The 6,155-nt window shown below is 63.1% G+C and carries 7 protein-coding genes; 2 read left to right on the top strand and 5 right to left on the bottom strand.

What is annotated here, in order from left to right:
- The first annotated feature begins 260 nt into the window (after nucleotides 1-260).
- Nucleotides 261-689 carry a hypothetical protein gene (locus CQ12_RS28650; protein ID WP_057838644.1) on the top strand — a complete coding sequence of 143 codons (429 nt, stop codon included), beginning with the start codon at nucleotides 261-263 and terminating at the stop codon, nucleotides 687-689.
- Between the two features lie 132 nt (nucleotides 690-821).
- On the opposite strand, the gene CQ12_RS28645 is transcribed toward CQ12_RS28650, so the two are convergent.
- Complete coding sequence (locus CQ12_RS28645) at nucleotides 822-2,399, bottom strand: ABC-F family ATP-binding cassette domain-containing protein (protein ID WP_057838643.1); 1,578 nt, start codon at nucleotides 2,397-2,399, stop codon at nucleotides 822-824.
- A 280-nt stretch (nucleotides 2,400-2,679) separates the two neighbouring features.
- On the opposite strand from CQ12_RS28645, the gene CQ12_RS28640 reads away from it, so the two are divergent.
- Nucleotides 2,680-3,258 (top strand): tetratricopeptide repeat protein, encoded by a 579-nt coding sequence (locus tag CQ12_RS28640; RefSeq protein WP_057838642.1) that lies wholly within the window; start codon nucleotides 2,680-2,682, stop codon nucleotides 3,256-3,258.
- 58 nt (nucleotides 3,259-3,316) lie between these two features.
- Here CQ12_RS28640 and CQ12_RS28635 read toward each other — a convergent pair whose 3' ends face one another.
- The 4 genes from CQ12_RS28635 to CQ12_RS28620 form a co-directional block, all read right to left on the bottom strand.
- Nucleotides 3,317-3,577 (bottom strand): ribbon-helix-helix domain-containing protein, encoded by a 261-nt coding sequence (locus CQ12_RS28635; protein ID WP_057838641.1) that lies wholly within the window; start codon nucleotides 3,575-3,577, stop codon nucleotides 3,317-3,319.
- A complete protein-coding gene (locus CQ12_RS28630; RefSeq protein WP_057838647.1) occupies nucleotides 3,574-3,762 on the bottom strand; it encodes a DUF4169 family protein in 189 nt (62 codons plus the stop codon). The genes CQ12_RS28635 and CQ12_RS28630 overlap by 4 nt, the downstream gene beginning before the upstream one ends.
- Before the next feature lie 271 nt (nucleotides 3,763-4,033).
- The gene (gene fumC, locus CQ12_RS28625) at nucleotides 4,034-5,449 is read right to left on the bottom strand and encodes a class II fumarate hydratase (RefSeq protein ID WP_057838640.1); all 1,416 of its coding nucleotides are present in this window, start codon (nucleotides 5,447-5,449) and stop codon (nucleotides 4,034-4,036) included.
- Between the two features lie 72 nt (nucleotides 5,450-5,521).
- Complete coding sequence (locus CQ12_RS28620) at nucleotides 5,522-6,043, bottom strand: SspB family protein (RefSeq protein ID WP_057838639.1); 522 nt, start codon at nucleotides 6,041-6,043, stop codon at nucleotides 5,522-5,524.
- Nucleotides 6,044-6,155: the final 112 nt, after the last annotated feature.

The following is a 6,155-nucleotide window of genomic DNA, read 5'->3' as shown; positions in this document are numbered from 1 at the left end:
CTGCGCCCGTCGCCGGCGCGCCGCAGGTCGCGCCGCTGCCGCCGCCGATCGACGTCAAGCCCGCACCGGGCGCCGCCAAGCAAAAACCGCGTCCGCCACTGGCGCTGACACCGCAGGTCGCCAATCCGCCGCCGCGGTCGAATTAGGACCTGGACTGATTGGCGCGCAGCCATAGGCAGCGAGCCGTTCTTTGACACAAAGCAGACATCAAATGGCATGGCAGTAAAGATGGGCAGCGGTACCGAAGCAAAGGGAGCTCAATGGCCCGCGATCGCGTACACACGGTGAACGATTACTATGATGGGCCGCGCCTTGGCATCGCAGACGTCGATGGCGTGCCACACATATACGAGGCCGAGTTTGACCACAGTTCAGACGAATATGGCGACACGTATTTCGTTTCGCCTATTGATGAGAGCCTTTTGGCTCTCGTCCTTGAAGACTGGCAAATTTGGCTGCGGTGGGACTCGGCGTTTAAACGGGGGGCCGTCACTATCGAGTCACATCCCGCCTTGCTTGAAGATCGTGAGAGACATGAGGCCCTCAAGATCGCTATCGGGGATCGCTTGAAGGTCGACCGTGCACGGGCCAAGTATGTGAAGGCGCGCTTTGAGACATCGGCTGAAGATGGCGGCACGATCGTGGAGTGGCGCGCCGCCGACCGGTGCGACAGCTCGACACGTGCTTGATCAGAGCCGAGTTGCCGACTTCCGCGGTTGACCCTTCGCGTCATTGCGCTTCCTTGCGGTAACGGCGTTGGTCCAAAAGCGCAGCAGACATTGCTTCTGTACGTCACGCCACCGATTTCATGAGTACGCGGCCTAGCCGAGCACGATCTCCCTTTCGATCCCGATCGCCCGCAAGAATGCTTCGTCGTGGCTGACCACGGTCAGCGCGCCGTCGAATCCTTTCAGCGCAGCTTCCAGTTCCTCGATCGAGGCGAGATCGAGATGATTGGTCGGCTCGTCGAGCAGCAGCAGGAACGGCGGCTGCGGGCGCGCGAACACGCAGGCGAGACCTGCGCGCAGCCGCTCACCGCCACTGAGTGTCGACGCGATCTGCAGCGCCGCCTTGTTACGGAATGCGAAGCGCGCCAGCGCCGCGTGCGCTTCATTGGCCGTGAGCTCGGGATTCAATCGTCGTAAATTGTCGAGAATGCTCGCTGCGGGATCGAGCAGGCCGATATGCTGGTCGAGCACGGCCATCCGGTCGGTGCGGCGGTTGATATCGCCGCTCGCAGGCTTCAGCTCGCCGGTCAATAGGCGGAATAAGGTGGTCTTGCCGGAGCCGTTGGCGCCGCGGACGGCAATCCGCTCGGGTCCGCGAATCTCGAACGACAGCGGTTCGAACAGGCGGCGCTCGCCAAAGGTCATCACGACGTCCTTGAAGACAACGAGTTCGCGGCCGCCGGGCAGATGGGTGCGCGGCAGATCGATCGACAGCGGCGTCAGTATCTCGACTTGCGCCTTCGCCGTTTCCAGCGCCTCGGTGCGCTCGCCGAGCAGGCGGCCGGCGAGGTGGCTTTCGCGTGCGGCACTGGTCTCGGCACGCTCCTTCTCGCGGTCCATGAACATCTTGTCCTCGATGCCCTTGGCGCGCCAGGCGCGGCCGGCCTTGTCGCGGCGGGCCTTCTTTTCGCGCGCCTTCTGCACCGTGCGCTCGGTATTGCGCAGGGCGTCCGAGGCGCGCTCGAGATCGTCGGCGGCGCGGGCGCGGGCGGCGTCACGCGCTTCGGCAAAGGCCGGCCAAGCGCCGCCGAATATCGTGATGCCGATCGGCGTCAGTTCGACGATGCGGTCGACGCGTTCGAGCAGCGCGCGGTCGTGGCTGGCGACGAGGACGCCGCCTTGCCAGCGTTCGAGCAGCTGCGCCACGGCCTGCCTGCCGTCGGCATCGAGATTGTTGGTGGGCTCGTCCAGCAGCAACAGGTCCGGCGCCTCGATCAAAAGCCTGGCCAGCGCGACCCGCGTCCGCTCGCCGCCACTCAGGGAGACGATCGGGCGATCCAGCGGCAGTGACGGCAGTCCGGCTTCCGTCAGCGCCGCCTGTATCCGCGTTTCCAGTGTCCAGTCTGCTTGCGCGGCGTCATCGAGCGATCCTTCGCCGCGTTCGAGCCGATGCAACCGGGCAAGACCGCCCGCCACGCCGAGCGCCTCGTCGACCGTCAGCCGTTCATCGGTCAGCTGCGCCAGCATGCCGATCGAGCCGAGGCGCTGCAACGATCCGCCGGCGGGTTCGATCTCGCCCGCGATCAGGCGCAACAAGGTGGATTTGCCGCTACCGTTGCGGCCGACAAGGCCGGTGCGCTCGCGGCCAATCGCGAGCGTCAGTCCATCGAACAGCGGGCGTCCGTCAGGCGTGATGAGGGATATGGAATCCAGAACAAGAAAGGCAGGCATGGAGAGCTTCCGAAAATGGACTGAGGTCGCGAGGCGCGGTCAGCTTTGCGATGTCCATTTCTCTCTCCAGGGATTCCCGATTGGGCGTGCTTGTATTCAGCGGTTCCGCCCGCTGCCTTGCGGGGGAACTGTGACGCCCCTCAATTAGATACGCATTCCTCCAGACTGCCGCAAGGCGCAATGCTTTCCAGGCGAACCGGCGGGAATACTTCGCGCGCGGCGGGGTCTGTACCTGCGGCTGGACCATGGTTTCACTGACGAAGGAAAATCGGAGGTTCGCATGATGAAGTCGGCCATCAAGCTTGCAACGCTGGCCATGTTTTCAACGGTTCTGATCGCTTCGCCGCCATCCATTCCGGCCTTTGCCGCAGGCGGCGGTGGCGACCCGCCCTCGGCCAACCCGCCGCCGCCCAACACCGGGGCCGGCGCCAAGTCGAGCTCGAAAGCCAAGAAGAAGACCAACAAGCAGTCGAGCGCCGACGATGCCGCGTTCCGGCAAGGATATCGCGCCGCGCATGCAACGATCTACGAACGACAAGACTACGCCGACGCTATCACGCAGCTAAAAGCGCTCGGCCGCGACGACAATGCCAACGTTGCCAACCTGATCGGCTATTCCTATCGCAAGCTCGGCGACTACAGGCTGTCGCAGACCTGGTACGAGCGCGCGTTGAAGGCGGACCCGAAGCACGTGCTGACCTGGCAGTATTATGGCCTGTGGCAGATCGAGCAGGGCAATCGCGACCAGGCATCGTATCATCTGACCCGGATCGCGGCGATCTGCGGCACCGGGTGCGAGGAGTATCGGTCGCTGGCCTCAGCACTCGAAAAGCCGCCCGGCACCGGCCTGGTTTATTGAGCGACTGCGACGGAGCAGGGCGGGCGCGCCGGGTGACGCGCCCGTCCGGACCGAAGCTCTAAGCCTGCGGCCGCGGCGCGTCCGGCGCGGCGGCCGGCGGCATGGCGCGCGTGCGGAAGTAGTCGAGCACGAAGAGGCGGATCGCCGAGGACAGATTGCCCTGCTGGCGATTGCCGTCGATCTCGCCGACCAGTTCGGACAGCGTCATGTTCCGCAGGCCCGAGATTTCCTTCATGCCGTTCCAGAAAGCCTCTTCGAGGCTGACGCTGGTCTTGTGGCCGGCGACGACGATCGAGCGCTTGACGACAGGTGACTTCATGACGCCTCTCCGTCATCGAGCTTGTGCTGGTCCAGAAGGTCGGCAGCGCGATCCTTGCGACGTTCGTCGAGCGTGCGTTCGGCTTTGGTCCGGCCAAACCGCGCGCGGTTGGCATCGGCCTGCTTTGCCGATTGTTCCCGATCGTTACGCTTCTTGAATCGCTTCAGGTTGATCACGTCTCCCATGCTCGTCTCCATCATCCGGCGACTCGAAGGCATGATGATTCATGGGGCAGAAAAAAGTCGCGTAGCACACAAGCAAATTGAATGGTCATCCGGAATCCCCGTGTAGCGCTCATTGATAGCATCAAAAAATAAATTTCGCTCTGCGAAAAACCGAGTAATCCCTGCTCCTACCATGCGTCAACGCAATCGCAATAGATGATCAACCTCATTCTTCCGATATGATCCATAATTTCCAGCACTCATCCGTAGTTTCCCGGGGGCAATGCGGCCATCAGCCCGGGGGTGTCATTTTGTCCGGCTGCACCAGGCGTTCGAATTCTGCGGCATCGACAAAGCCGAGGCGCACAGCCTCTTCCTTCAACGTCGTTCCACGTGCGTGCGCTGACTTGGCGACCTTCGCCGCGTTGTCGTATCCGATCTTCGGCGCCAGCGCGGTGACCAGCATCAGCGATCGCTCCATCAACTCGCGAATTCGCTTTTCGTCGGCGCGGATGCCGGTCACGCAATGCTCGGTGAACGAGCGTGCCGCGTCCGACAGCAGTTGAATGGAATGTATCATACAATATGCCAAAACCGGCTTGTAGACATTCAATTCGAAATGCCCCTGGCTGCCGGCGACGGTGACGGCCGTCTGGTTGCCGAACACCTGGCAGCACACCATGGTCATCGCCTCGCACTGCGTCGGGTTGACCTTGCCTGGCATGATCGATGAGCCCGGTTCGTTTTCCGGCAGGATCAACTCGCCAAGACCGGAACGCGGCCCCGATCCCAGCAGGCGGATGTCGTTGGCGATCTTGAACAGGCCGGTCGCCACCGAATTGATCGCGCCGTGGACGCTGACATAAGCGTCGTTGGAAGCCAGCGCCTCGAACTTGTTGGGCGCGCTGGTGAAGGGCAGCTTGGTGATTTTCGCGACCTGGCCTGCGAACAGTTTTGCAAATTTCGGCTTCGAATTGAGGCCGGTTCCGACCGCGGTGCCGCCCTGCGCCAACGGGAACAGCTCCTTCACCGTCGTCCGCAGCCGCGCAATCCCGCTCTCGACCTGGGCGGCGTAGCCCGAGAATTCCTGCCCCAGCGTCAGCGGCGTGGCGTCCTGGGTATGGGTCCGCCCGATCTTGACGATCTTGGCGAACGCTTTCTCCTTCTTGCGCAATTCGCGATGCAGTTCGTCGAGCGCCGGAAGCAGGTCGGCGAGGATGCGTTCGGCGGCGGCGATGTGCATCGCCGTCGGAAATGAATCGTTCGACGACTGGCTCATGTTGACGTGGTCGTTGGGATGAACCGGCTCCTTGGCGCCGAGCTTGCCGCCCAGTATCACGTTGGCGCGGTTGGCGATCACCTCGTTGAGGTTCATGTTGGTCTGGGTGCCGGAACCGGTCTGCCAGACCACCAGTGGAAAATGGTCGTCGAGCTTGCCCTCGATCACCTCGCGCGCGGCGCGGATGATGGCGTTGGCTTTGCGCGCATCGATCAGTCCGAGTTCCAGGTTGGTCTGGGCGGCGGCGAGTTTGACGAGACCGAGCGCATGGACGATCGCCAGCGGCATGCGGTCCTGGCCGATCTTGAAATTCTGCCGCGAGCGTTCCGTCTGCGCGCCCCAGTAGCGATCGGCGTCAACGTCGATCGGACCGAAGCTGTCGGTCTCGCTGCGGGTGGATTTGTTTCGAGATGTTTCTGATCGAGCCATGCGTAATGTCCGTTGCGCCGTGAAATGGCGGAACGCGTACACTACAGCGTGGCGAAGCTTCTTGTGCTTAGATTATTTCTTGCGAAAACGATCCAGCCGAACCACTTCCGCGCCTTCGTTCGCCTTGGCCGGCTCGTCCTTGCTTTCGGCGGCGGGCTCGGGCTCCGTCGCGGCGACGGGCAGGGCGGATGCTGCCGGAACCGCCGGCAGCTTCGCCGCGGGCGCCTCGGCCATGGTTTCCAACGGCTCGAATTGCAGGCCGAACTGCACCGACGGGTCGAGGAAGCTCTTGATCGCCGCGAACGGCACCACCAGTCGCTCGGGAATGCCGCCGAACGACAGGCCAACCTCGAAACGATCCTCCGTCACCACCAGATCCCAGAACTGATGCTGCAGGATGATCGTCATCTCTTCCGGATATTGCGCCAAAAGCCGCGGCGACAGCTTCACGCCGTCGGCGGTGGACAGGAAGGTGATGAAGAAATGATGCTCGCCGGGCAGGCCGTGTTCGGCTGCGTCGGACAGCACGCGGCGCAGCACTCCGCGCAGCGCGTCACGCGCCAGCACGTCATAACGGATATGATCGGTTGCCATGGTCGTCCTGTTACGTCTGTGGCCGCCGGTCCCCCGACTCGCCCCTCTTGCCGCATGGTACCCCGGCGGGAGCCGCAGGTCAGCAGGCGCGACGGATCGAATTTGCAGCAAC

It is taken from the genome of Bradyrhizobium jicamae (assembly GCF_001440395.1).
Lineage (GTDB): Bacteria > Pseudomonadota > Alphaproteobacteria > Rhizobiales > Xanthobacteraceae > Bradyrhizobium > Bradyrhizobium jicamae.
The sequence above is the reverse complement of the archived record's forward strand: the minus strand, read 5'-3'. Positions and strand labels throughout refer to the sequence as shown.